Origin of the sequence: Sinorhizobium arboris LMG 14919 (assembly GCF_000427465.1) — a bacterium.
Taxonomy (GTDB): Bacteria; Pseudomonadota; Alphaproteobacteria; order Rhizobiales; family Rhizobiaceae; genus Sinorhizobium; species Sinorhizobium arboris.
On record NZ_ATYB01000014.1, the window covers coordinates 1,378,492 to 1,401,782 of the forward strand.

The 23,291-nt window shown below is 61.3% G+C and carries 20 protein-coding genes; 7 read left to right on the top strand and 13 right to left on the bottom strand.

Annotation, left to right across the window (positions count from 1 at the left end):
- Positions 1-519: 519 nt before the first annotated feature.
- Together SINAR_RS0117800 and uvrA are read right to left on the bottom strand one after the other, a co-directional pair.
- Positions 520-1,323, bottom strand: a complete 804-nt coding sequence (locus SINAR_RS0117800) for a DUF72 domain-containing protein (protein WP_028000336.1) — start codon at positions 1,321-1,323, stop codon at positions 520-522.
- A gap of 146 nt (positions 1,324-1,469) precedes the next feature.
- The gene (gene uvrA / locus SINAR_RS0117805; protein WP_028000337.1) at positions 1,470-4,391 is read right to left on the bottom strand and encodes an excinuclease ABC subunit UvrA; all 2,922 of its coding nucleotides are present in this window, start codon (positions 4,389-4,391) and stop codon (positions 1,470-1,472) included.
- 286 nt (positions 4,392-4,677) lie between these two features.
- Between uvrA and SINAR_RS0117810 the strand changes: the two genes are divergently transcribed.
- A complete protein-coding gene (locus SINAR_RS0117810) occupies positions 4,678-5,193 on the top strand; it encodes a single-stranded DNA-binding protein (protein ID WP_028000338.1) in 516 nt (171 codons plus the stop codon).
- 65 nt (positions 5,194-5,258) lie between these two features.
- On the opposite strand, the gene SINAR_RS0117815 is transcribed toward SINAR_RS0117810, so the two are convergent.
- The gene (locus SINAR_RS0117815; protein ID WP_028000339.1) at positions 5,259-5,888 is read right to left on the bottom strand and encodes a MarC family protein; all 630 of its coding nucleotides are present in this window, start codon (positions 5,886-5,888) and stop codon (positions 5,259-5,261) included.
- Between the two features lie 284 nt (positions 5,889-6,172).
- Between SINAR_RS0117815 and gyrA the strand changes: the two genes are divergently transcribed.
- Entirely contained in the window at positions 6,173-8,968 is a 2,796-nt protein-coding gene (gene gyrA / locus SINAR_RS0117820) for a DNA gyrase subunit A (protein ID WP_028000340.1), read from the top strand.
- 68 nt (positions 8,969-9,036) lie between these two features.
- Here gyrA and SINAR_RS0117825 read toward each other — a convergent pair whose 3' ends face one another.
- Entirely contained in the window at positions 9,037-9,930 is an 894-nt protein-coding gene (locus tag SINAR_RS0117825; protein WP_028000341.1) for a LysR family transcriptional regulator, read from the bottom strand.
- 90 nt (positions 9,931-10,020) lie between these two features.
- Here SINAR_RS0117825 and SINAR_RS0117830 point away from each other — a divergent pair, with 90 nt between their 5' ends.
- On the top strand, positions 10,021-11,061 hold the full coding sequence (locus SINAR_RS0117830) for an NAD-dependent epimerase/dehydratase family protein (RefSeq protein ID WP_033057491.1): 1,041 nt from the start codon (positions 10,021-10,023) through the stop codon (positions 11,059-11,061).
- Here SINAR_RS0117830 and SINAR_RS0117835 read toward each other — a convergent pair.
- The 7 genes from SINAR_RS0117835 to trxB form a co-directional block, all read right to left on the bottom strand.
- Positions 11,051-12,064: a transglycosylase SLT domain-containing protein gene (locus tag SINAR_RS0117835; protein ID WP_028000343.1), complete on the bottom strand. Its 1,014-nt coding sequence runs from the start codon at positions 12,062-12,064 to the stop codon at positions 11,051-11,053. The genes SINAR_RS0117830 and SINAR_RS0117835 overlap by 11 nt on opposite strands.
- Positions 12,065-12,110: 46 nt before the next feature.
- Positions 12,111-12,620 (bottom strand): GNAT family N-acetyltransferase, encoded by a 510-nt coding sequence (locus tag SINAR_RS0117840; protein WP_028000344.1) that lies wholly within the window; start codon positions 12,618-12,620, stop codon positions 12,111-12,113.
- A gap of 117 nt (positions 12,621-12,737) precedes the next feature.
- The gene (locus SINAR_RS0117845) at positions 12,738-13,532 is read right to left on the bottom strand and encodes an aminoglycoside phosphotransferase family protein (protein WP_028000345.1); all 795 of its coding nucleotides are present in this window, start codon (positions 13,530-13,532) and stop codon (positions 12,738-12,740) included.
- A gap of 75 nt (positions 13,533-13,607) precedes the next feature.
- Entirely contained in the window at positions 13,608-14,729 is a 1,122-nt protein-coding gene (locus tag SINAR_RS0117850) for an alkene reductase (protein ID WP_028000346.1), read from the bottom strand.
- Positions 14,730-14,779: 50 nt separating this feature from the next.
- Positions 14,780-15,070: an ArsR/SmtB family transcription factor gene (locus SINAR_RS0117855; protein ID WP_028000347.1), complete on the bottom strand. Its 291-nt coding sequence runs from the start codon at positions 15,068-15,070 to the stop codon at positions 14,780-14,782.
- A 660-nt stretch (positions 15,071-15,730) separates the two neighbouring features.
- On the bottom strand, positions 15,731-16,627 hold the full coding sequence (locus tag SINAR_RS0117860) for a LysR family transcriptional regulator VtlR (RefSeq protein WP_003529555.1): 897 nt from the start codon (positions 16,625-16,627) through the stop codon (positions 15,731-15,733).
- A gap of 120 nt (positions 16,628-16,747) precedes the next feature.
- Positions 16,748-17,722, bottom strand: coding sequence for a thioredoxin-disulfide reductase (gene trxB / locus SINAR_RS0117865; protein ID WP_028000348.1), 975 nt, complete (start codon positions 17,720-17,722; stop codon positions 16,748-16,750).
- Positions 17,723-18,154: 432 nt separating this feature from the next.
- On the opposite strand from trxB, the gene SINAR_RS0117870 reads away from it, so the two are divergent.
- The 4 genes from SINAR_RS0117870 (at position 18,155) to SINAR_RS0117885 (ending at position 21,627) form a co-directional block, all read left to right on the top strand.
- Positions 18,155-18,625 carry an Lrp/AsnC family transcriptional regulator gene (locus SINAR_RS0117870; protein ID WP_028000349.1) on the top strand — a complete coding sequence of 157 codons (471 nt, stop codon included), beginning with the start codon at positions 18,155-18,157 and terminating at the stop codon, positions 18,623-18,625.
- 120 nt (positions 18,626-18,745) lie between these two features.
- On the top strand, positions 18,746-19,558 hold the full coding sequence (locus SINAR_RS0117875) for a glycosyltransferase family 2 protein (protein ID WP_028000350.1): 813 nt from the start codon (positions 18,746-18,748) through the stop codon (positions 19,556-19,558).
- An 18-nt stretch (positions 19,559-19,576) separates the two neighbouring features.
- Entirely contained in the window at positions 19,577-20,608 is a 1,032-nt protein-coding gene (locus SINAR_RS0117880) for a glycosyltransferase (protein ID WP_028000351.1), read from the top strand.
- Positions 20,605-21,627 (top strand): glycosyltransferase, encoded by a 1,023-nt coding sequence (locus SINAR_RS0117885; protein WP_028000352.1) that lies wholly within the window; start codon positions 20,605-20,607, stop codon positions 21,625-21,627. The genes SINAR_RS0117880 and SINAR_RS0117885 overlap by 4 nt, the downstream gene beginning before the upstream one ends.
- A gap of 7 nt (positions 21,628-21,634) precedes the next feature.
- On the opposite strand, the gene SINAR_RS0117890 is transcribed toward SINAR_RS0117885, so the two are convergent.
- Positions 21,635-22,690 (bottom strand): glycosyltransferase family 4 protein, encoded by a 1,056-nt coding sequence (locus SINAR_RS0117890; protein ID WP_028000353.1) that lies wholly within the window; start codon positions 22,688-22,690, stop codon positions 21,635-21,637.
- Between the two features lie 81 nt (positions 22,691-22,771).
- Positions 22,772-23,248: a transcription elongation factor GreA gene (gene greA / locus SINAR_RS0117895; protein ID WP_003529568.1), complete on the bottom strand. Its 477-nt coding sequence runs from the start codon at positions 23,246-23,248 to the stop codon at positions 22,772-22,774.
- Between the last annotated feature and the right edge of the window lie 43 nt (positions 23,249-23,291).

Below are 23,291 nucleotides of genomic sequence, written 5' to 3' on the forward strand. Positions count from 1 at the left end.
CGCTAAATATAGTATTAACAGGCTCTTTACGCCAGCTCGAAATGCCGCTTGTGCGCCCCAAATTTCGCGCAAAATTCCGCCATTGCAGCCGCTCGGGGTCATCCGCCCGGGCCGCATGTCGGAACCGACGATTTGGGGGTGTGAACCGGCCTCTGAACTTCCCGGTCCGCCGCCGTCGCAACGTAAATCCATTAACCGTGAATCGCCTCGGGGCGTCAAGGGGTGGTTTGTGACGGAAGTTTGGGCGCTATATCTTGTGTGGGTCGACTGTGGAAAACGGGGACATCATTCAATCCGTTGAAAATCAGGGACTTCCACCGCTTGCCTGCGACGATGAAATAGCGGCAGCCCGAAATTCAAATTTTTATGGACGAAAAAACGGGTACAAAACACGGCCCGGCGCTACTCGCGATTGCGAATCAGATGGGCATGTGAAGCGGCCCATTTTGGTGATTCGGCAGTACCAGCAGTCTCAAGCGGAGGGGTCGCGAGAAGAAGACTCGGCGATCGGCCGCGCGCCTAGCCCACGCGCTTCTGCAGTTCCCGTGCGCCGTTCGGCGCGTTGACCTTGCCCGAGGTGATGAAGAAGGCAAAGACGTCGCGCGGCGCCGTCTCGGGCTTGCGCTCGGGCGCGCTTTTTTCCAGGTCGTCTGGTTCGCCGCCCGCGGCAAAGGTCTTCAGCCGCTCGGCCCAACGATCGAGTTCCTTCGGCGGATAGCAGGTCTTCACCTCGTCGCTGCCCTTCTGCAGCCGCGCATAGACGAAATCGGTGGTGACATCGGCAATCATCGGATAGTCCGCGTGCTCGGCGAGAACGGCGGCTGCCTTGTATTTTTCAAGGAGAGTCACGAACTCGGGAACCTGGAAGCTGGGGTTGCGGACCTCGACCACATGGCGGAGCTTCAGGCCGTCCTGCTTTTCCGGCAGCAGCTTCAGGAAACCCTCGAAATCATCAGCATCGAATTTCTTGGTCGGCGCGAACTGCCAGAGAATGGGACCGAGGCGGTCGCCCAGTTCCGTCAGTCCTTGGGTCAGGAATCGCTCCATGGATTCACCGGCTTCGGAGAGGACTTTGCGATTGGTGACGAATCGGCTCGCCTTCAATGAGAAGACGAAACCGTCCGGAACCTCTGCACCCCACTTGGCGAAGGTCGCCGGCTTCTGCGAGCTATAATAGGTGCCGTTGACCTCGATCGTCCGCAACTCCTTGCCGGCGAATTCGAGTTGCCGCTTCTTCGGAAGATCGTCCGGGTAGAAGGTGCCTTCCCAGGGCTCGAAATTCCATCCGCCGATGCCGACGCGGATATTTCCCGAATTTGCCATCCTCATCCTCCTCATGACCTTACGACAACGCCTCGCGTCCCTGAAAGGCGCGCAAAGCCGCTGCAGCACTTTGATTTGCAGCGCGTTTATCCTGTCCGGAGCGAATAAGGGAGGCCACCCGCTTTCAGCGGGCGATCGGCTCCGCATCACTCCGCCGCCACCACCTTCTTTACCGGCCGGCGCTCCAGAAGTTCCTTCAGGAACTGCCCGGTATAGGAACGCGGCTCGTTCACGACCTCTTCAGGAGTGCCCTGCGCGATGACCTCGCCGCCGCCGTCGCCGCCTTCCGGGCCAAAATCGATGATCCAGTCGGCCGTCTTGATGACTTCGAGATTGTGCTCGATGACCACTACGGAGTTGCCCTGGCTGACGAGCTCATGCAGAACTTCAAGAAGCTTGGCTACATCGTGGAAATGCAATCCTGTTGTCGGCTCGTCCAGAATGTAGAGCGTGCGTCCCGTGGAACGTTTTGACAGCTCTTTTGCCAGCTTCACGCGTTGGGCCTCGCCGCCCGAAAGCGTATTTGCCTGCTGGCCGATCTTGATATAGCCGAGGCCCACCTGGTTCAATGTCACCAGCTTGTCGCGCACCGCCGGAACGGCCGCGAAGAATTCGACGCCTTCCTCCACCGTCATGTCGAGCACGTCGGCGATGGATTTGCCCTTGAAGTGGACGTCCAGCGTCTCGCGATTGTAACGCTTGCCGTGGCAGACGTCGCAGGTAACGTAGACATCCGGAAGGAAGTGCATCTCGATCTTGATGACGCCGTCGCCCTGGCAGGCCTCGCAGCGGCCGCCCTTGACGTTGAAGGAGAAGCGGCCCGGCTGGTAGCCGCGCGCCTTTGCCTCCGGCAACCCGGCGAACCAGTCGCGAATCGGCGTGAAGGCGCCCGTATAGGTCGCCGGGTTGGAGCGCGGCGTGCGCCCGATCGGCGACTGGTCGATGTCGATCACCTTGTCGATATGCTCGAAACCGTCGATACGGTCGTGCTCGGCCGGGTTTTCGCGCGCGCCCATGATGCGGCGGGCGGCGGCCTTGTAGAGCGTCTCGATCAGGAAGGTGGATTTGCCTCCGCCCGACACGCCGGTGACGGCGGTGAAGACCCCGAGCGGGATCGAGGCGGTCACATTCTTCAGATTGTTGGCCCGAGCGCCTACGACGGTGACTTCCTTCTTCTTTTTAGGCTTTCGCCGTTCGCCGGGCACGGCGACGGAAAGCTCGCCGGAGAGATATTTGCCCGTCAGCGAGTTCGGATTGGACATGATATCGGACGGAGAGCCTTCGGCGACGATCTGGCCGCCGTGAATGCCGGCCGCCGGACCGATGTCGACGACATAATCCGCCGTCAGGATCGCATCTTCATCGTGCTCGACGACAATGACCGTGTTGCCGATGTCGCGCAGATGCCTCAGCGTATCCAAGAGGCGGGCATTGTCGCGTTGGTGCAGGCCGATCGAGGGCTCGTCGAGGACATAGAGAACACCCGTCAGGCCGGAGCCGATCTGCGATGCAAGCCGGATACGCTGACTTTCGCCGCCCGAAAGCGTTCCGGAATTGCGCGAAAGGCTCAGATATTCGAGGCCGACGTCGTTCAGGAAGCGCAGGCGCTCGCGGATCTCCTTCAGGATGCGCACGGCGATCTCGTTCTGCTTCGTGCTGAGATGCCCAGGCAAGACCTCGAACCAGTCCCGCGCGGCGCGGATCGACATGTCGGAGACTTCGCCGATATGCAGTGCATCGATTTTGACGGCAAGCGCTTCCGGCTTCAGCCGGTAACCGGCGCAGGCAGGGCAGGGCGCTGCGGACATATAGCGCTCGATCTCCTCGCGGGCCCAGGCGCTGTCAGTCTCTTTCCAGCGGCGTTCGAGATTCGGCACGATGCCCTCGAACGTCTTCGTCGTGTTGTAGGACCGGGCGCCGTCCTGATAGTGGAAGGCGATCTTGTCTTTCGTGCCGTGGAGAATCGCTTCCCGTGCTTCCGCGGAAAGCTCGCTCCAGCGGCTGCCGAGGTTGAAGCCGAAAACCTTGCCCAGGGCGTCGAGCGTCTGATTGTAGTAGGGAGACGTGGATTTCGCCCAGGGCGCAATGGCACCGTCCCGAAGCGCGCGGTTCGGCTCCGGGACGATCAGCGCCTCGTCGATCTTCTGCTGGCTGCCGAGGCCGTCGCAGGTCGTGCAGGCCCCGAAGGGATTGTTGAAGGAGAAAAGCCGCGGCTCGATCTCCGAAATGGTGAAGCCCGAGACGGGACAGGCGAACTTTTCCGAAAACAGCACCCGTTCATGCGTTTCGTTCAGCGACTTGTTGGCCGAGCCGCCGGCCGACGTCTCTTCCGGGGGCAGAGGCCGGTCGGCGAATTCGGCAATCGCCAAGCCGTCGGCCAGCGTGAGGCAGGTCTCGATACTGTCGGCGAGGCGGGTTCCGATATCGGGCCGTACCACGACACGGTCGACGACCACGTCGATGTCGTGCTTGTATTTCTTGTCGAGCGCCGGCACGTCGGCAATCTCGTAGAACTGGCCGTCGACCTTTACGCGCTGGAAGCCCTTCTTCATCAGCTCGGCGAGTTCCTTCTTGTACTCGCCCTTGCGCCCGCGCACGAGCGGGGCCAGAATGTAGAGGCGCGTGCCTTCCCCGAATTCCAGCACCCGGTCGACCATCTGACTGACGGTCTGGCTTTCGATCGGCAGGCCGGTCGCGGGCGAGTAAGGCACGCCGACGCGCGCGAAGAGAAGGCGCAGATAATCGTAGATCTCCGTAACGGTTCCGACGGTCGAACGCGGATTGCGCGACGTGGTCTTCTGCTCGATGGAGATTGCGGGCGAGAGCCCGTCGATCTGATCGACGTCGGGCTTCTGCATCATCTCGAGGAACTGGCGGGCGTAGGCCGAGAGGCTCTCGACATAGCGGCGCTGGCCCTCTGCGTAGATCGTGTCGAAGGCAAGCGAGGATTTCCCGGAGCCCGAAAGGCCGGTCATCACGATCAGCTTGTTACGCGGCAGGTCAAGGTCGATGCCCTTGAGATTGTGCTCGCGAGCGCCGCGAATGGAGATGGTCTTGAGTTCGCTCATCGGAAGGCCAGCTTTGAATGTCGATTGAAAGCACCCTATGTAATGACGGCCGCGCCCATGTCGAGGCGCAATCGGCAAAAGAGGCGGTTCAATTGCGATTCGGTTGACAGGATAGTACGGAAATATTAGAACAAAGAAAGAACAAAGTCAGCCATATCCCCACCAAATCAGTTGTGGATTATGCGCGGTACGGGGCGTATCGGCGGCGGCGGGCCGCTAAGGTGTTCGCTCATGATATATTGGAGAGCCGGGCGAGCGGTCCGGCGGCAGAAACGGGAAAAGCGACATGGCTGGTAGCGTCAACAAGGTGATCTTGATCGGAAACGTCGGTGCCGACCCGGAAATCCGGCGCACACAGGACGGCCGGCCGATCGCCAATCTCAGAATTGCCACGTCCGAGACTTGGCGCGACCGCAATTCGGGCGAGCGCCGCGAAAAGACGGAATGGCATACGGTCGTCGTCTTCAACGAGGGCCTCTGCAAGGTCGTCGAACAATATGTGAAGAAGGGCGCCAAGCTCTACATCGAAGGCCAGCTGCAGACGCGCAAATGGCAGGACCAGAATGGCAATGACCGCTATTCGACCGAGGTCGTCCTCCAGGGCTTCAACTCGACCCTGACGATGCTTGACGGCCGCGGAGGCGAGGGCGGCGGCGCAGGCCGCGGCGGCAGCGAGTACGGCGGTGGCGGCGGCTACGAGGAATACGACCAGTCGCGGCAGTCCTCGGGCGGCCGGTCCGGCGGTCAATCGAACCAGGGCGGCAATTTCTCGCGTGATCTCGACGACGACATTCCGTTCTGATCGATCGTGCCAGCCAGTCCGAGATCCGTTCGGCCCGCTCGTTGCGGGCCGTTTTCGTTGTGCGTTCAGATTTGAAACGCCGAGCGCACGCCGTCCACGACGAATTGCACGGCGAGCGCCGCAAGGATGACGCCGAGGAGGCGGGTGAGAATCGCCCGACCGGTGACGCCCAGGAACCGGTCGATACGCTCGGCGATCACCAGCGCCAGGAACAGGATCGCCATCGATGCGGCGATGACGACGATGAGTTGCGCCCGTTCTATCGCCGAGGGAAAGGAGCTGCCGAGAAGGATGGTTGCAGAAATCGCCCCCGGCCCGGCGATCAAGGGCAGTGCGAGCGGAAAGACCGCAATGTTGTGAAGGTGGTCCTTCGTGATCGCCGTCTCCCCGGCCTTCTCCTTTCGCTCCTGGCGCTTCTCGAAGATCATCTCGAAGGCGATCCAGAAGAGCAGCATGCCGCCGGCGATCCGGAAGGCGCCGATGGAGATGCCGAGGAGGCCGAGAATGCCGTCGCCGAAAAGAGCAAAGGCGGCGAGGATGAAGAAAGCGATGAGCGAGCCGCGGGTCGCGACCTGGAAGCGTTGCTGTCGGGTCAAGCCGACGGTGAGGCTCAGGAAGATCGGCGCAAGGCCGGGCGGATCAAGCGTGACGAGCAGCGTCGTCAGCGCATTGACCAAGAGATCGACATCGAACATTCGTGTCCCTTCCGGATTTCCACCCGGCTGTTCCCGGTGGTTTGGCCCGCATTGTTAGGCAAGCGATGCGCCCTTGGAAAGAGCGGGTAGCCAAGTCCAGCGCAATGGCTTAAACCAGCGCCATCCCCGAGGCGCGCAGCTTTCTTTGCGAGCTTCTTTCATTGCCCTAGAAAAGCCTGTTCCGGCGGCAAAAGACTGTTCAAAACACCGGCCGAAAATTGGCGCTCCGAGCCGCATTCGGCTATAAAAAACCGATTGATTCTGAACAAAGATCGTGATCACCATTGACTGAGCAAAGCACTCCCGGCGGCGGAAAAAATCCGCCAGGCATCGAGCCGATTTCCATCATCGAGGAAATGCAGCGGTCGTATCTCGATTACGCCATGAGCGTGATCGTGTCGCGTGCGCTTCCAGATGTGCGCGACGGTCTCAAACCCGTTCACCGCCGCATCCTCTACGGAATGAGCGAGCTCGGCATCGACTGGAACAAGAAATATGTAAAATGCGCCCGCGTCACCGGTGACGTGATGGGTAAATACCATCCGCACGGTAATATGGCGATCTACGATGCGCTCGCACGCATGGCGCAGGATTGGTCGCTGCGGTTGCCGCTGATCGACGGCCAGGGCAATTTCGGCTCCGTCGACGGCGATCCGCCCGCGGCGGAGCGTTATACCGAATGCCGGCTGCAGAAGGCAGCGCATTCGCTGCTCGACGACCTCGACAAGGAAACGGTGGATTTTCGCGACAACTACGACGGCACCTTGCATGAGCCCGTCGTCGTGCCGGCAAAATTCCCGAACCTGCTCGTCAACGGTGCAGGCGGCATCGCCGTCGGCATGGCGACCAATATCCCGCCGCACAACCTTGGCGAGGTGGTCGACGGCTGTATAGCGCTGATCGATAATCCGGCGATCGAGCTTCCGGAGTTGATGCAGATCATCCCGGGGCCGGATTTTCCGACCGGGGCGCTGATCCTCGGCCGTTCGGGCATCCGTCAGGCTTATGAGACCGGCCGCGGCTCGGTCATCATGCGCGGCCGGGCCCATGTCGAGCCGATGCGCGGCGATCGCGAACAGATCATCATCACCGAGATTCCCTATCAGGTGAACAAGGCGACGATGATCGAAAAGATGGCCGAACTCGTCCGCGACAAGCGGATCGAGGGCATCTCCGACCTCCGCGACGAATCCGACCGCCAGGGCTATCGCGTCGTCATCGAACTGAAGCGCGACGCCAATGCCGAAGTCATCCTGAACCAGCTTTACCGCTACACGCCTTTGCAGACGTCCTTCGGCTGCAACATGGTGGCGCTGAACGGCGGCAAGCCGGAGCAGATGACTTTGCTCGACATGCTGCGCGCCTTTGTCTCCTTCCGTGAGGAAGTCGTCAGCCGGCGCACCAAATACCTGCTGCGTAAGGCGCGCGAGCGGGCGCATGTGTTGGTCGGCCTCGCCATCGCCGTCGCAAATATCGACGAGGTGATCAAGCTCATCCGCCAGGCGCCCGATCCGCAGACCGCGCGCGAACAGCTGATGGAGCGCCGCTGGCCGGCACACGACGTCGAGGCGCTCATTCGCCTGATCGACGATCCGCGCCACCGGATCAATGACGACGCTACGTACAACCTGTCGGAGGAGCAGGCGCGTGCGATCCTTGACCTGCGGCTGCAGCGTCTGACCGCACTCGGCCGCGACGAGATCGGCGACGAACTCAACAAGATCGGCGAGGAAATCAAGGATTACCTCGATATCCTCTCATCCCGGCTCCGCATCATGAAGATCGTCAAGGACGAGCTCACCGCGGTCCGCGACGAATTCGGCACGCCGCGCCGCACCGAGATCGCCGAAGGCGGTCCGGACATGGACGACGAGGACCTGATCGCGCGGGAAGATATGGTCGTGACCGTGTCCCATCTCGGCTACATCAAGCGTGTGCCGCTGACGACCTATCGGGCGCAGCGCCGCGGCGGCAAGGGCCGCTCGGGGATGGCCACCCGCGACGAGGATTTCGTTACCCGGCTGTTCGTTGCCAATACGCATACGCCGGTTCTGTTCTTCTCCTCGCGCGGCATCGTCTACAAGGAGAAGGTCTGGCGGCTTCCGATCGGCACGCCGCAATCGCGCGGCAAGGCGCTGATAAACATGCTGCCGCTGGAACCCGGCGAACGAATCACCACGATCATGCCGCTGCCCGAGGACGAGGCGACCTGGGAAAACCTCGACGTCATGTTCTCGACGACCCGCGGCACGGTGCGCCGCAACAAGCTCTCCGACTTCGTCCAGGTCAACCGCAACGGCAAGATCGCGATGAAGCTCGAGGAAGAAGGCGACGAGATCCTCTCGGTCGACACCTGCACCGAATTCGACGACGTGGTGCTAACGACAGCACTCGGCCAGTGCATCCGTTTCCCCGTCGCCGACGTGCGCGTCTTTGCGGGCCGCAACTCGATCGGCGTTCGGGGCATTTCGCTCGGCGACGGCGACCGGATCATCTCCATGGCGATTGTCGCTCACGTCGAAGCCGAACCGTGGGAGCGTGCCGCCTATCTGAAGCGATCGGCCGCAGAGCGTCGCGCCGTTACCGGTGAAGAGGAGGAAATCGTGCTTGTCGGTGAGGAGGTCACCAATGGCGGCGAACTCTCCAACGAGCGCTACGAGGAACTGAAGGCACGCGAGCAGTTCATCCTGACGGTCTCGGTGAAGGGCTTCGGCAAGCGTTCCTCATCCTATGATTTCCGAACCTCCGGCCGTGGCGGCAAGGGCATTCGCGCCACCGATACCTCGAAGACCGCGGAAATCGGCGAACTCGTCGCCGCCTTCCCGATCGATAACAACGATCAGATCATGCTCGTTTCCGATGGAGGTCAGCTTATCCGCGTGCCGGTGGGAGGCATTCGCCTGGCGAGCCGCGCCACCAAGGGCGTGACCATTTTCTCGACCGCCAAGGACGAGAAGGTCGTCTCGGTCGAGCGGATCAGCGAGCCGGATGGCGACGAGGAGATCGAAGCCGTAGGCGCCGAAGGCGTCATGGCCGAGCCTGAGATGCCGCCGGAGGCCTCGTCGACACCGGACGAGTGATTGACCGCAGAATAATTTTAGGCCCGCCGCTATCCAGCGGCGGTTCTTTTTTGCGGAACTGATTGGATTTATTGGCGCAGGTAGTCGAGAAGCCCGCGCGCAAGCGCATCGAAAACCACGCGGCAACGTGGCGTCGCACGGAGATTTTCGTGCATGACGAGCCATGTCTCGAGTTTTAGTTCAAAGACATCCGCCAGCACGCGCTTGAGATCCGGGTCGCGGGCGGCAAGCGCGTTTTGGCAAATGCCGATGCCGAAACCGGCGCGGATCGCCGCGAGTTGGGCAAGGTTGCTATCGGCTTTGAAAGCGAAGCGCCCGGTGGGCAAGTCCGGTGTCCTTCCTATGATAGAGCGGATCGCCGGCGTTTCCCGGTCATAGCCTATCACGCTGTGTCGGGAGAGGTCCTCGAGGGTCTGCGGCATCCCACGGCGCTCCAGATAGGAGCGATGCGCATGGAAGCCGAGCGGAACCGCGCCGATATGGCGTGCAACCAGTGCCTCCTGTGCTGGCGCGACCATGCGCACAGCGATGTCCGCCTCCTGGCGAAGCAAGTCTTCGACGACATCCGATGCAGAAAGTTCGATGGAAAGTTCCGGGTACTCCCCATGCAATTCTGCAAGGATCGGGGGCAGGACTTCAATTCCGATGACCTCACTGGCGCTGATACGAACCGTTCCGCCCATCGCACCGTGTTGTCCGGAGGCGGTGCGCAGCAGGGCTGCAGCTGTCGCCGCCATTGTCTCGGCATAGGGCCGCAACTCCAGCGCGGCGTCGGTCGGCATCAGTCCGTGCGGCGATCGCGTGAAGAGCGGAAAGCCCACCGACGTCTCCAAGGCGTCTATGTGCCGGCCGACCGTCGGCTGGGTCAGGCCGAGTTCGCGCGCCGCGGCCGACAGCGAGCCCTCGCGCAGCACCATTAGAAAGGTGCGGTAGAAATCCCAGCTCGGTTCAATGAGGTTCATGCATTTAAGTATAGCGGCAAGACCTATTTAGACAATTCCGTTTAGCTCTATTCCAGGCGATGCTCCGTTCGTCAAGCGATGGAGAGAATGATGAGCGCGACGAAAAATCATAGAGCAACGGTCCTGGTGCTGGGTGCGACAGGCGGAATCGGTGGCGCCGTGGCGCAAAGCCTGAATGCGCGTGGGTGGAGAGTCCGGGCACTGAACCGCAACACCGCGAAGGTATCCGCAAAAGTGCCGGCCTTCGAGTGGATTCAAGGCGATGCGATGAACGCGGCGGATGTTCGTGCCGCGGCAGAAGGAGTGGAGTTCATCGTTCATGCGGTCAACCCGCCCGGTTACCGTGATTGGGAACGTCTGGTGCTGCCGATGCTCGACAACACCATAGCGGCAGCCCGGCAGGTCGCCGCCCGCATCGTCCTGCCGGGAACGATATATAACTTCGGTCCTGACGCTTTTCCAATTCTTCGCGAGGATTCACCGCAGCGGCCCCTGACGAAAAAGGGGGCGATCCGCAAGGAAATGGAGGCCCGGCTGAAAGCGGCCTCTGAGGAAGGCACCGGCGTCATCATACTCAGGGCAGGGGATTTCTTCGGGCCGAATGCTGCCAATAACTGGTTCTCTCAAGGGCTGGTGAAGCCCGGAAAGCCGCTGACGACGGTCACTTATCCCGGCGCGAAAGGGGTCGGGCACCAATGGGCCTATTTGCCGGACATGGCGGAGACGATGATACGCCTGATGGAGCGCGCGGAGGCCCTCCCGCTCTTCGCCGTCTACCATATGCGCGGATTCTTCGACGGTGATGGTACCAGGATGATCGCCGCGATCAGACGTGCAGCGGGCGGGCCGCACCTCAGGGTTCGGACCTTTCCGTGGTGGCTGGTCACGCTGGCGTCTCCCTTCGTCCCGTTCTTTCGGGAACTCAGGGAGATGCGCTATCTCTGGCGCAAACCGCTCGAAATGCGCAACGATCGCCTGATCGCGCTGCTCGGGGAGGAGCCGCAAACACCGATCGACGACGCCGTTGCAGCGACGCTTGCGTCCCTAGATTGCCTTCACAGTGAAACGGTCGACCATTTCCCCGCCGAGCATCGTGGCGAGGCGCTGGGGAGCGGCTCCGTCAGTTCTTGAAAACGACACAGGCGCCGCCGCTCTTTCGTATGGCGGCGCAAAGCTGATCGGCTTCGGCGCGCGTCTCCCGGCCGATGCGGGCGGCGTAACGGCGCCTGGTCCCGAAGCTGGCATTGCGCTCCCGCACGAGAACCGCCTTTTCGCTGTTGATCGGAGAAGGCAGTCTTTTCACGGCATTCAGGAACAGCCGCTGGGCCACGGATTTCTGGTAATGGGCCGAAAGCTGAACGCCCCAGGGTGCCCAGGCCGCTTCATCGGCGATAACCACTTCGCGCAGGCGCCGGGTATTGGCGAGCGCGACGCAGCCGTCCAGGAAACTCTTGTCCTTGTCGAGTTCGATATTGAGCGACTTCGGTGGGTTGTCGCGCCAGTCTTCCACGGAATGAGCGGTGATCGCCAGCACGTAATCTCGCGTTTCATAGGGTAACCGGTCTTTTTCCAGGAAGCGCTCCAGCCCGGCTTCGCCGGCATTATAGGCCGCCGCCGCAAATCCCAGATTGCCGTAACGCGCCTTCAGTTCGCTCAGATACTCGGCCGATTTGCCGAGCGCCGCCACCGCGTCGAAACTGTTCGACAGACCGCGAAGCTTTGCGGTCGTCGGCATGAACTGGGCAATGCCCTCTGCGCCTTTGGGGCTGATTGCGTCGGGTTGGAAAAGGCTTTCGCGCCAGATCAGGCGGGCGAAAAAGTCGGCCGGCAGGTCGTTCGCCTTGGCGTAGTGTTCGATGATGCCGCAGACATCACGGGCAAAATTGTCGGGGGTGATGCAGAGACGAAGGAAAGGATTCTCTGTTGACACTCCCGAATAGAGGCATTTCCGCGGCGGAACCGGCGCGTCGGCGCGAGCCTCCGCGGCCCCGGAATGAATGGATACGAAACATGCGACAGCGGCCAGTGCGGCCGCGACAAGGCGCGCCGGACGTTGCTTTCGGGTGCTCCAGATGCGACCTGTGCTCGCCTTTTTCTGCTCGGTCATGCGGCCCTCAGCGACGAACGAGTGCATATAGATAACATCTTCGACGCGGGCGAGAAATCGGCGATGCGCGGTATCAGTCTGGAGAACCGGTGCGCAGGATCAGTTGCATGAAGGTGAGGTCGAGCCAGCGGCCGAATTTCGTGCCGACCTCCTTCATATGACCGGTCTGCTGAAACCCCAGCTGTTCATGGAGACGGATCGACGGCAGGTTCTCTGACTCTATTCCCGCGATCATCACGTGCTTGCCAAGCCCCTCGGCCCGGTTGACGAGCTCGAGCATCAGCGCCCGGCCTATTCCCGCTCCGCGTTGGTCCTCCCTCACATAGACCGAGTGCTCGACCGTGTGGCGGTAGCCATCGAAAGCGCGCCACTCGCCAAAGGAGGCATAGCCGACGACCTCGCCGGCATCGGAAAGGGCGGCAAGCACCGGGAAGCCGGCAGCGTTGCGTGCCTTAAGCCAGGTTGCCCGATTGGCAACGTCGACAAGGGTCTCGTTCCAGATCGCCGTCGTATTCGCTACAGCGTGATTGTAGATGGCGCATATCGCCGGAAGATCGGATTCAACCGCGTCCCTGATTTTCATATCGGCCCCCCTTCAACTCAACAGCCCTGATGCCGCCGGAAGCTTTCCGCTTTTCTCCGCCCCCTTTGTTTCCGCGACTCCGGACGGAAGGCCGTTGCTCACCTTTCTGGAATTGCTCTAGCCGTTCAGCTCTGCGGCGGCAATCTCGGCCACTGCAAATGTGCTTTCCGGGCTTTCGCCGTCGCCGAGAAACCAGGCCGCGGACAGGCCGGCATAGGCAATGATCCACTGTAGGAGCCTCTTCGGCTCCAGCCGCGACTTATGAGCGACGATCGCAAGCTGCCTCGTTAGACGCCCTGGAGCGGTTACGGCGGGAAGGTCCGGATTGCAGAAGATATTGGCGTAGTCGAAGCCGCGCTCGCCATGAAGGCCCTTGGGATCTATGGCCAGCCAGCCCCGGTTATCGAAGTCGAGGATGTTGCCGTGGTGAATGTCTCCATGCAGGATGACCGGGACATCGGGCGTGGATAGGAGATGTCGGGCAGCGTCTGCACAGGTCCTGAGGATGCCGCCGTGGACGCGGGCTGCAGGGTCCAACGCCCGGAACCAGTGCTCGAGTGGTGCGAGACCCGCTGGCGGGGAGGGCCTTGGTCCGTGCAGCATGGCAACGGCGCGGCAGATGATCCGGGTAGCGTCGTCGTCGCTGCCGGTCATCGCCATGTGAAAAAGCGATCGCCGGCTCTCCGACCGTTCGAGAAGGATAGCGTTATCGGCCGCGGCGTAAACCTGGGCTGCGCCCTGGCCGTCCCACCATTGCATCAACTGCCCGCCGGATCTTTCCTCCGGCTCGTCGGCCACCTTGAGCATTGCCGGCAGGCCGCGCCAGCGAACGGGCAGCAGCCGGCTCGTCCGCGTGAGGATCGGTTCGCCCGCAGGATCGAGGGCCCACTCATTAATGAAGGACGTGAACATCGGGACAGAATAATCGATTCGCCGCGCCAAGAGCCCCCGCGCATGGAGCGGGGGGCTCTTTGCTGTGTATCGATTTCAGGCGACGTTATCGAGCGACGGATAATCCGTATAGCCCTTGGCGCCGCCGCCATAGAAGGTGGCCTGATCCGGCGCATTCAGGGGCACGTCGTCTCTCAACCTGCGCACAAGATCCGGATTGGCGATGAAGGGTTTGCCGAAAGCAACCAGATCGGCTTCGCCGCTTTCGACGGCCTTCAGCGCCAGATCGCGATCGTATCCGTTGTTCGTCATCCAGGCCGCCTTGCCGCCGGCGGCTGCGTAAGCGGCACGAAGACCAGCGTAGTCGAAGGGCCGGTCACCCTGCTGGTGGTCGCGCGCGCCGCCCGTGGCGCCTTCGATGACATGCACGTAAGCGAGCGCGTAGCGGGCCAGGCCCTCGACCACATAGGTGAAGAGCGGCTGCGGGTCCGGATCGAACGCATCGTTGGCAGGTGTAACGGGAGAGATGCGGATACCGACCCGGCCGGCGCCGACCTCGCTGGTAACGGCGTCGACGACCTCGAAGAGAAAGCGGGCGCGGTTCTCGATCGAGCCGCCGTAGGCGTCCGTGCGTTCATTGGAGCCGGAACGCAGGAACTGATCGATCAGATAGCCATTGGCAGCATGGATCTCGACGCCGTCGAAGCCGGCTTCGACCGCCGCGCGCGCGGCTTTGCGATAATCCTCGACAATGCCGGCGATCTCCGCCAGCTCGAGCGCCCGCGGTTCGGAGGTTTCCGCAAAGCTCCCGGTTCCATCGGGATTGATGAGATAGGTTTTCGATTTGGCGCGGATAGCCGACGGGGCGACCGGCTTGCCGCCCTGCGGCTGGAGCGACTCATGCGATATCCGCCCTACATGCCACATCTGCACGACGATCTTGCCGCCGGCTTTGTGAACCGCATCCGTGACCTTGCGCCAACCGACGAGGGCCTCGGGTTTGTAGAGGCCCGGCACGTCGGCATAGCCTTGGCCTTGGTGGCTTATCGCCGTCGCCTCGGTGATCAGCAGGCCGGCGGATGCGCGCTGCTCGTAATAGGCGACGTTGAGATCGTTGGGCACAGCCCGGGGGGAACGGTTCCGCGTCAGAGGTGCCATCACCACTCGGTTGCTGAGACTGATGTCGCCGATCGCGATCGGGTCGAAAAGAGATGCCATGGATTATCCTTTCCGTTGCGGGTTGAGACTCGGGGGGAGGTGGGGAGTAATCAGAGGTCGCCGATAGTTTTCAGAAACGCTGCGATGGTTTCCTCGTTGCGGCGATAGAAAACCCATTGGCCGACGCGACGGGTAGTCACCAGACCGGCGCGCTGCAGCACGGCAAGATGAGACGAAACCGTCGACTGCGAGAGGCCGCATCTCTCGAACTGTCCGGCACAGACGCCCATGTCGAGCGGATGCTCCTGGCCGGAGAAATGAGCCTCCGGCTCCTTCAGCCAGGTCAGGATCTCCATGCGCGTCGGATGCGCCAGTGCTTTCAGAATTTCGTCTCTATCCATCGAATTTCGGCGTATTTTGTTTCATCGATATATATATCGATAAAATTCGATATAGCGAGTCACAACGCCGTGAACGCGCGGGGCCGAGAACGCGCGAGCCGCGAATGCTGTGGGCAATGGATGCGAGATTGCAAAAAAAAGAGGGCCACAAGAAACTTGGGCCCTTTCAGTTGTGAAGGTTTGAAACCTCCAGAGGGGAACAGCTGGCGCAGCGGCTGGGGAGGAGAAAGCCGCCATATGCACCAGCTGAAAATGATATGGGGACGTCCGCGTCCGCTTTCAATAGCCGTTCCCAAGATTTTCGCAACTGAGGGCTGTAGGGTTCCCTCAGGCAAAAAAAGAGGGCCGCAAGAAAACTTGGGCCCTTGTAGTTGTGAAGGTAATTAAAACCTCCAGAGGGGAACAGCTGCTGCGGTGGCACTGGGAGGAGAAGCCACCAAAGATGCATCAGCTGTGTGTGGTATGCTGTTTTTTTGAGCTGCCGGCAATCATTTAATATGCATGACAGCCATGCCGTTTGCGCATCCCTGCCCATTTTTGCGGCGCACAACAGTAGTGCGCCGCGAGCGGCCTGGGTCGTTTCGCAAAAAGAGAGTTTAATAACAGCAGGTTACCGAGAATTCCGGCAATTGCCCGATTCTCGGGCAATTGATCACTCGGTCAGAAGTTCCAGTTTCTCGCTTTGGCGACGATGTAATCGCGGAAGACTTTCAGCTTCGCCGCATTCTTCAGTTCGTCCGGATAGCAGAAATAAGTATCGAAGGACGGTATGTCCGCGCTGATCGGGAGTTGGATGAGACCCGGGTCCCGGCCGACGATGTAGTCCGGAAGCATGGCGATGCCAATGCCGAGCAGGCAGGCCCGCTTGATCGAGGTCTGGCTGTTGATTTGCAGATGAGATATGCGCGGATTGTCGGAATCGCGTCCGGCAATCTCCAGCCAGTTCACATCGAGCAGGTAGTTGGGTGCCGGCTCGCCGAAGGTAATGATCCGGTGATTGTCGAGATCGTCAAGCGATTGCGGCTCGCCGTATTTGTTGATGTAGGACGGCGCGGCATAAACATGCATGTGCACGGTGAAGAGCTTGCGCTGTATCAGATCCGACTGTTGCGGTTGCCGCAGCCTTATGGCGCAGTCCGCATGACGCATGTTCACGTCCAGCTCCTCGTTGTCGAGAATGAGCTGCACCTGGATCTCCGGATACAGCGACATGAACTCCTGGATCTTGTCGGTCAGCCAGCCCTGACCGAGGCCGACCGTGGTCGTAATCCGCAATTTGCCGCTTGGCTTGTCCGTCGTCTCGCTCAGCTGCGCCTTGACGCTTTCGAGCTTCATCAGCACGTCGTGCGCCGTGCGATAGAGCATTTCGCCCTGTTCGGTCAGGATCAGGCCGCGCGCGTGCCGATGGAAGAGCTTGATGCCCACATCCTGTTCGAGCGAACTGACCTGGCGGCTGATCGCCGATTGCGAAAGATGAAGTTTGTCTGCCGCGTGCGTGAATGAGCCAGCCTCGGCCGCCGCATGGAAAATGCGCAGTTTGTCCCAATCCAGCGACATAGAGTCCCCCATAAAGGCTCAGCCGGAGAAGCCTGTCACTTTTCTCCGGAGACGACCGATGCATCTGTTCCCACACAGAGCCAGCGCCCCCGATCCCGGCGTGGCCCTGATTCGCAGCTTCTATTCGGCTGCAATTGCGACGGGCATATGACCCGCCAGGTATTTCTCCGCTTCGAGCGCCGCCATGCACCCCATGCCGGCGGCAGTAACTGCCTGGCGATAGATGTCGTCGGTCACGTCGCCGGCGGCGAAAACGCCAGGGACATCAGTTGCGGTCGAATCCGGCGCAGTCCAGAGATATCCATTCGGCTTTTGGCGAAGTTTGCCCTTGAAGAGCTCGACCGCGGGCGCATGGCCTATCGCGACGAACACGCCGTCGATGGCCATTTCAGAAGTCTCCCCGGTCTTGGTATTGCGCAGTTTCACGCCGTTGACCGAGGCCGGCATCGGCGGCTTCGCGGGCGTCCCGAGATATTCCAGGACCTCATGATCCCACACGATCTTGACGTTCGGCTTCGCGAAAAGGCGCTCCTGCAGGATTTTTTCGGCGCGAAAGGCGTCCCGGCGGTGAACGACAGTAACGGTCTTCGCCAGGTTGGAGAGATAGAGCGCTTCCTCCACCGCGGAGTTGCCGCCGCCGACGACGATGACGTCCTTGTTGCGGTAGAAGAACCCGTCGCAGGTGGCGCAGGCGGAAACGCCGAATCCCATGAAGGTCGGCTCGGTTTCGATGCCGAGCCATTTCGCCTTGGCGCCGGTAGCGATTATCAATGCGTCCGCCGTCCAATCCGTGCCGCTATCCGTTTTGATGCGGAAAGGACGCACGGAGAGATCGACATCGGTCACGAGATCGTTGACGATTTCGGTGCCGACATGGATCGCCTGCTTGAGCATCTGTTCCATCATCCACGGACCCTGGACCGGATCGGCATAGCCGGGATAATTCTCCACGTCCGTGGTGATCATCAGCTGGCCGCCCTGTTCCATTCCGGCGATGAGCACCGGCGAAAGCATGGCGCGGGCCGTGTAGATGGCGGCGGTATAGCCAGCAGGTCCGGAACCGATAATCAGCACTTTCGTGTGGCGCGCAGTCATGCGTTTGTCCTTCGTCCGCCGGAAAGAGCCGGGAGTGTTCGTCCGGTGCAATCCGATAATGCAAATCTTGCCTTACTTTAGGTATTCACAGCGGGCACTTTCAAGGGCGCGCGCCCTGATACACACAAGTGGTTGCGTCCTCCGCGTCGATTTGACACCAGATCGGGCATATTTGCATCGGTTTTGACCCGCTGCGCGCCATAAAATGCAGCAGCGCATTGGATGCACAAGGTTTTTGTGCATCCAATCGCAAGTGCTCTCGTGTCGGCATTCGGTTACGTGCTACCCAAGTGCCGAGACAGCGCCCGAAGGCCGCCGCCAGGCGCCTCCCGGCGTGGAAGGATCGGCGCTACCGTGTCTGCCTGTGGCGCAGTTGATCGGCGGATAAAGTCAGGCCTTTCCCGCGGGGCCGACAGATTGGGGATTTGGGCAATGGTCGTACGCGTCGAGCTCGATGCCATCGATATGAAGATACTGCGCGAACTGCAGGACAACGGCCGGATCACGAATGTGGAATTGGCCGAGAGAGTGGGAATCTCGGCTCCTCCCTGCCTGCGCCGGGTGCGCAAGCTCGAGGAGACCGGCGTCATCAGAGGTTATCGCGCGCTTCTGAATGCTTCGGCTTTGGGATACGATCTCGTCGCCTTCTGCATGGTCGGCCTGAAGCACCAGTCCGATGCCAATCTGAAGGCGTTTGCCGCCCGCACCGCCTCGTGGCCGCTTGTTCGCGAAGCCTGGATGGTGTCCGGGGAGTCGGACTTTCTGCTGCAGTGCGTGGCTGAAAACCTTGCGAGCTTTCAGGATTTCGTTATTGAGGAGCTGACCGCCACCGAGAACGTCGACACGGTGCGGACGATGCTGACGATCCGTCAAGTGAAGGACGCATGCCAGGTAGAAATCTGAAGTGCAGGGCGGCATGGCCGCTGCGCACAGCAATCAAACCCCTCGCGGACCGAACGAATTGAGCAATTTCCAGGACGAAAGCGAGGGCCCCTGCGCATTTCCTCGACGCGGGACGCCCGCATGAATCCCAGGCTTCCGCTTTCAGCCTTCATCATCTGCTTGAACGAGGAGGCCTATCTCGGCACGTGCATCGAGAGCCTCGAACGGTGCGCCGAAATCGTGATCGTCGATTCCGGATCGACGGACGGCACCGCTGCTTTGGTGCAATCCTATATCGACGCGGGCTGGCCCATCCGTTTCATGTACGAGCCGTGGCGTGGCTATGCCGGGCAAAAGCAGTTCGCGCTCGAGCAGTGCAGCCAGCCCTGGTGTTTCAACATCGATGCGGATGAGAGACTGGACAAGGCGCTGCGGGAACTGCTGCCTGAACTGCTCGCGGCGTCGCAAGACGTCGTCGGCTGGCGGGTGGCCCGTCGTCCTTACCTGATCGGCTATGGTTATACCCCGGAAAACGTCCGCGAGCGGCGGAATTTGCGGCTGATCCGGCGTGGCAAGGGGCGTTACGACCTCAGCCAGAAAGTCCATGAAGGCATCGTGCCCGAGGGAGAAGTCGGCAATGCTCGTACCGGCAGTCTCCTTCATTTTCGCCCACTGGTCATGGACGAGCAGATCCTAAAGGAAAACAAATATTCCACGCTGAAAGCCGACCAGCAGGTCGAATCCGGAAAACGGCCGCGCTTCTACAAGCTCATCTTCACCCCGCCGATCTACTTTCTCAGGCTCTATTTTCGCAACGGTCTCTGGCGCTGCGGCCTGTCCGGCTTCATTGAGGCCATGACCGGTGCGGTCTATGCCTTCCTGACGGCGGCGAAGATCTACCAGCGGCACGCGCTAAAGGCGCGCCCGAGTGTGGATGATGCGCTTTCGCACTGATCGGCCAGGGGGGTCGGCATGAAGGTGATGCATATTCACTTCGGCACGGAGGGCGGCGCGGAGCGCTTCTTCGTCAATCTCGTCAATGCGCTGCATGAAAGGGGCGTCGAACAGCGGGCACTCATCCGGCCGGGCCGCAGTTGGCGCAAGGACCTGGAGAACAGTGCAACGATCTACGAAGGAGTCTTTCGGCGCATCTCGCTTTCGCGGTTTCTCCTGAAATGGAAGATGAACCGGGTCCTTCGCGAGTTCAAACCTGACGTCATAATGGCCTGGCAATTGCGGGCGAGCCGGTTCATGCCAGCTCATGCCGAGGCGTTTCGCATTTCCCGGCTGGGGGATTATCCCGAACATCTCGGCTACTATACGAATGTCGAGACGCTCGTCTGCATCACACCGGATATGGCTGCCAAGGTTCGTGAGCTTGGCTGGAAGCGCGATATCGAGGTGATTGCGAACTTCACCCGCGCAAAGCCTGCACCGCCCGTGGCGCGGGCCGATCTGCAGACACCGGCGGACGCCTTCGTCGTGGTCGGCATGGGCCGCTTCGTCAAACGCAAGGGTTTCGCAGGGCTCATCCGCGCCGTGAAGGAGGTGGAGAATACCTATCTCTGGCTTGTCGGGGATGGTCCGGAACGAGAGCAGCTCGAGCAGCTGACCGACGAACTCGGGCTTCGCGATCGCGTCCGCTTCACCGGATGGCAGACGAACGCCTATGGTTTTCTCTCCGCCGGCGACGCCTTCGTCATCAACTCGTCGCACGAGCCTCTCGGCAATGTCTGCTTCGAGGGCTGGGGCGCCGGAAAGCCCACGATAGCCTCGCGCGCGGAAGGTCCGTCCTGGGTGATGACGCATGAGAGCGACGCTCTAATGGTCGATTGCGGCGACGACGTGGGTCTTGCGGGCGCCATTCGCCGGTTGCGCGACGATCCGGCGCTTCGCGAGAGGCTGAGTGCCGGCGGCCGCGAAACCTTGCGCACTCGCTTCTCCGAAAAAGCGATCACCGACGCTTATCTCGATCTGTTCGATAGAGGTGTAGCAAAGCGATGAAAGTCACTCACTTTCATTTCGGCAAGGACGGCGGCGCCGAGCGCTTCTTCGTGCACCTGGTCAATGCGCTTGCGGAACGCGGCGTCGAGCAGACGGCGATCATCCGCCCCGGACGCGGCTGGCGGCGTGACATCGACCGCGCCGCGAAGATCCGGGAAAGCCATTTTCGCAATCTCTCGCTCGATCGCATCCTGCTGCCGTGGAAGGTGAAGCACATGGCTCGGCGCGAAAGGCCGGATGTCCTGATGGCCTGGGCGCCGCGGGCGAGCGAGCTGATGCCGGACTACAAAGGCGCATTCAAGATCTCACGCCTTGGCGATTATCCGACGCGCCTCAGTTATTTCAGAAACACGGACTGCATCGTGTGCAACACGCCGGGCATTGCCGAGCGCGTTCGAGATCTCGGCTGGAAACGGGAGTTAAGGGTCATCTCCAATTTCACCGGCACCGGGCGTGTCGAGGCGGTAGACCGGGCAATGCTCGATACGCCAGCCGATGCGCCCGTGGTGATGTCCATGGGCCGCTTCGTCGAGCGAAAAGGGTTTCACACGCTGATCGAATCGGTCGCCAGACTGCCAGGGGTCTATCTTTGGCTGCTTGGCGATGGAGAGGAGAGTGACAATCTGCACAAGCTCGCGACGGGTCTCGGCGTTTCCGGCCGCATTCGCTTTGCCGGCTGGCAGGAAGACACGAAGCCTTTTCTGGCTGCGGCCGATGTCTTCGTGATGTCGTCCAGCCACGAACCGCTCGGCAACGTCATTCTCGAGTCATGGGCCCAGGGAACGCCAGTCGTATCCACCCGTTCCGAGGGGCCGCTATGGTTCATGCGCGACGGCGAAAACGGTCTGATGGTCGATATCGGCGATGCCGAAGGTTTCGCCCGCGCCATCGAGCAGATCGTGGCCGACAATTCCCTAAGCACGCGCCTTGCCGAGCGCGGACACGAGACGCTTATCCGCCAGTTTTCCAGGGAAGCGATCACTGACGCCTATCTGCAGCTGTTTTCCTCGAAGGCGTAGCCGGGACTCAGCGCATCAGGCCCTCGTAAACGGCTCCTATCGCGCGGGCTTCCTGCTCGATGGCGAAGTCTTTGGCGGTCCGCGCAAGACCGTTGGCGCCGGCGGCGGCAAGCCGCGGCAGGTCGTCCATGAAGGCGGCTGCCGCGTCGACCATCGCCCTGAGGTCGTCGGCCGCAATGATGAGGCCCGTCTCCTCGGAACCGCCGCTTACGAGTTCCGAAAACGCGCCGACATCGGTCGCCACGACGGGGACCCCGGTCGCCATGGCTTCGAGCGGCGTGAGGCCGAAGCCTTCCCAGCGCTGCGGTGCGATGAAGAGATCGAGGGCGCGGTACCAGTCGGGAATATTCGTGTGCTCGCCCACGAACAGGATACGATCTGCGAGCCCCGCCTTGGCGACGCGCTCCTTCAGCCCGGTTTCGAAGGCGAGGTGGGGACCGGTGGCGCGCCCGGCAACGATTGCCCCCCAGTCCGGCCGGGAGGGCAGGAGGGCGATCATGCTGTCGACGAAGAGGTCGGTCCCTTTCTGATGCCGCACGCGCCCGAAGCATCCGACGAATTTCTTTGCAGGATCGAGGCCGAGCGCCTTTTTTGCCTGCGCCTTGTCGGACGGCGGCTGAAAGCGCGTCGTATCGATCCCATGCAGGATGACGGTATTCGGCACTTCGAGATAGGCGGCCGTTCTGCCGCTGGTGGCGATTACCGCGTCCATCCGGCGGATGAGGAACTTGCTCCATCCGGTATGGCGGCGCTGCGAGGCGGAGGTAAAAACGATCCGGATCTTCATGCGGAGCAGGTCGCGCAGCAGAATGGCCGGGAGCATTTCGACGTTGCGGCGTGCGTGCCAGACGCGGCACGGCCGACCGCCGGGCCTCTTCCAGAGATGGATCAGATCGCGAAAGCGGACCGACGGCAAGGTGTTGGGAAGTCCCGGTCCGAGGACCGCGATCTTCTGCCCCAGGGCACGTTGCACGGGTACCAGCTGGATGATCGTCGAGGTAACGCCGGACAGACGCTGCTTGAAATTGGGTGCGATCACTTCGACGTCGCGGATATCGGCCACCTGTGCGCTCTCCTCGCGCCTGCGACAATCATTCAAGGGAGGAGGGGTGCGGCGGCACGGGCGCGCGCACCGAAAGATAGGTCAGCCCCACTGAACGGCGAGAATTTCATAGGCCTTGGAACCGCCGGGAGCATTGACTTCGATCGAGTCGCCGACCTCCTTGCCGATCAGCGCGCGGGCGATCGGAGAGGAGATGGAAATGCGTCCCTGTTTGACGTCGGCTTCCTGGTCGCCGACGATCTGGTAGGTCTTTTCTTCTTCCGTATCCTCGTCGACCAGCTTCACCCGGGCGCCGAACTTGATCTTCGATCCGGACATTTTCGAAAGGTCGATGACTTCCGCGCGGGCGATCAGGTCCTCGAGTTCGGAGATCCGTCCCTCGTTGTGGCTCTGCGCTTCCTTGGCTGCATGATATTCGGCGTTCTCCGACAAGTCGCCATGGGCGCGGGCCTCGGCGATCGCTTCGATGATACGCGGGCGTTCTTCCTGCTGGCGCCAGCGCAGCTCCTCCTGCAGATTGACGAATCCACCCTGTGTCATCGGCACCTTGTCGACCATTTCATCATCCTTCATCAAGCACGCGGCGCCGCCTTTCGGCAGC

Bases quoted from the DNA above. Each gene is read 5' to 3' on its own strand.
- SINAR_RS0117825 (WP_028000341.1), bottom strand. From the start codon at position 9,930: ATGAACCTCATTGAACCGAGCTGGGATTTCTACCGCACCTTTCTAATG.
- SINAR_RS0117860 (WP_003529555.1), bottom strand. From the start codon at position 16,627: ATGTCGCTGGATTGGGACAAACTGCGCATTTTCCATGCGGCGGCCGAG.
- SINAR_RS0117885 (WP_028000352.1), top strand. From the start codon at position 20,605: ATGAAAGTCACTCACTTTCATTTCGGCAAGGACGGCGGCGCCGAGCGC.
- SINAR_RS0117880 (WP_028000351.1), top strand. From the start codon at position 19,577: ATGAAGGTGATGCATATTCACTTCGGCACGGAGGGCGGCGCGGAGCGC.
- uvrA (WP_028000337.1), bottom strand. From the start codon at position 4,391: ATGAGCGAACTCAAGACCATCTCCATTCGCGGCGCTCGCGAGCACAAT.
- SINAR_RS0117850 (WP_028000346.1), bottom strand. From the start codon at position 14,729: ATGGCATCTCTTTTCGACCCGATCGCGATCGGCGACATCAGTCTCAGC.
- SINAR_RS0117870 (WP_028000349.1), top strand. From the start codon at position 18,155: ATGGTCGTACGCGTCGAGCTCGATGCCATCGATATGAAGATACTGCGC.
- trxB (WP_028000348.1), bottom strand. From the start codon at position 17,722: ATGACTGCGCGCCACACGAAAGTGCTGATTATCGGTTCCGGACCTGCT.
- SINAR_RS0117830 (WP_033057491.1), top strand. From the start codon at position 10,021: ATGAGCGCGACGAAAAATCATAGAGCAACGGTCCTGGTGCTGGGTGCG.
- SINAR_RS0117810 (WP_028000338.1), top strand. From the start codon at position 4,678: ATGGCTGGTAGCGTCAACAAGGTGATCTTGATCGGAAACGTCGGTGCC.
- SINAR_RS0117840 (WP_028000344.1), bottom strand. From the start codon at position 12,620: ATGAAAATCAGGGACGCGGTTGAATCCGATCTTCCGGCGATATGCGCC.
- greA (WP_003529568.1), bottom strand. From the start codon at position 23,248: ATGGTCGACAAGGTGCCGATGACACAGGGTGGATTCGTCAATCTGCAG.
- SINAR_RS0117855 (WP_028000347.1), bottom strand. From the start codon at position 15,070: ATGGATAGAGACGAAATTCTGAAAGCACTGGCGCATCCGACGCGCATG.
- SINAR_RS0117815 (WP_028000339.1), bottom strand. From the start codon at position 5,888: ATGTTCGATGTCGATCTCTTGGTCAATGCGCTGACGACGCTGCTCGTC.
- SINAR_RS0117800 (WP_028000336.1), bottom strand. From the start codon at position 1,323: ATGGCAAATTCGGGAAATATCCGCGTCGGCATCGGCGGATGGAATTTC.
- SINAR_RS0117875 (WP_028000350.1), top strand. From the start codon at position 18,746: ATGAATCCCAGGCTTCCGCTTTCAGCCTTCATCATCTGCTTGAACGAG.
- SINAR_RS0117845 (WP_028000345.1), bottom strand. From the start codon at position 13,532: ATGTTCACGTCCTTCATTAATGAGTGGGCCCTCGATCCTGCGGGCGAA.
- SINAR_RS0117835 (WP_028000343.1), bottom strand. From the start codon at position 12,064: ATGCACTCGTTCGTCGCTGAGGGCCGCATGACCGAGCAGAAAAAGGCG.